1 protein-coding gene is annotated in these 1,086 nt (G+C 74.2%); it reads left to right on the top strand.

From position 1 onward, the window contains the following. Positions 1 to 14 precede the first annotated feature (14 nt). Complete coding sequence (locus GTR00_RS21500) at positions 15 to 971, top strand: carbohydrate ABC transporter permease (RefSeq protein WP_166613530.1); 957 nt, start codon at positions 15 to 17, stop codon at positions 969 to 971. Positions 972 to 1,086: the final 115 nt, after the last annotated feature.

The following is a 1,086-nucleotide window of genomic DNA, read 5'->3' as shown; positions in this document are numbered from 1 at the left end:
CTCCAGGAGCCCCCATGGCCACCGCCACCCCGTCCCGCACCGGCGCGCCGGCCCGGACGGCGCCGGTGCGGCGCCCGCGCCGCGCGCTCGCGCCCTACGCCTTCCTCGCCCCGGCCCTCGCGCTGTTCACCGCGTTCCTCGCCGCCCCCATCGCCTACGCGTTCTACCTCAGCTTCCGCAAGGCCGAGGTCAAGGGCCTCGGCCTGGGCTCGGCCGGCCGGGAGGAGACCTGGGCCGGGCTGGGCAACTACACCCGCGCCCTCGGCGACCCGGAGTTCCTCGCCGGCGTCGGGCGCGTGGCCCTGTACGGCCTGGTGCTCGTGCCGGTCATGATGGCCCTCGCCCTCGCCCTGGCGCTGCTGCTGGACTCCGGGCGCACCCGCGTCGGGGGGTTCGCCCGCACCGCGATCTTCCTGCCCTACGCCGTGCCGGCCGTGGTGGCCTCGCTGCTGTGGGGTTTCCTGTACCTGCCGCGCGTCAGCCCCCTGGTCGACGTGCTGGAGGTCGTGGGCCTGCCCGCCCCGGACCTGCTGTCCTCACGGCTGGTGATCTTCGCGGTGGCGAACATCGCCCTGTGGGGCGGCATCGGGTTCAACATGATCGTCCTCTACACCGCGCTGCGCTCGGTGCCCGGCGACGTCTACGAGGCCGCCCGCCTGGACGGCGCCGGCGACGTGCAGATCGCGCTGCGCATCAAGGTGCCCGTCGTGGCCCCCTCGCTGGTCATGACGTTCATCTTCTCGATGATCGCCACCCTGCAGGTGTTCGCCGAGCCCACCACCCTGCGCCCGCTGAGCAACTCGATCTCCACCACGTGGACGCCGCTGATGAAGGTCTACCGCGACGCCTTCGTCCGCAACGACGTCTACTCCGCCGCCGCCACGTCCGTCGTCATCGCCCTCGTGATGCTCGTGCTGTCCTTCGGGTTCCTCAAGCTCGTCGGCGACCGGGCCTTCGACCAGGAGAAGTGAGCCCGCCGTGTCCACCACCTCCGCCCCGCTGACGCCGGCCGCCCCGGCCCGCGCACCCCGCCCCGCACCCCGCCGCCGCCCGCGCGGCGGCGGGGTGCGGGGCGGGGTGCGCGGG

The organism is Kineococcus indalonis, from assembly GCF_009906395.1.
GTDB lineage: Bacteria > Actinomycetota > Actinomycetes > Actinomycetales > Kineococcaceae > Kineococcus > Kineococcus indalonis.
The sequence above is the reverse complement of the archived record's forward strand: the minus strand, read 5'-3'. Positions and strand labels throughout refer to the sequence as shown.

Excerpts from the sequence above, each read along its gene's own strand:
- GTR00_RS21500 (WP_166613530.1), top strand. The coding sequence starts at position 15 with ATGGCCACCGCCACCCCGTCCCGCACCGGCGCGCCGGCCCGGACGGCG.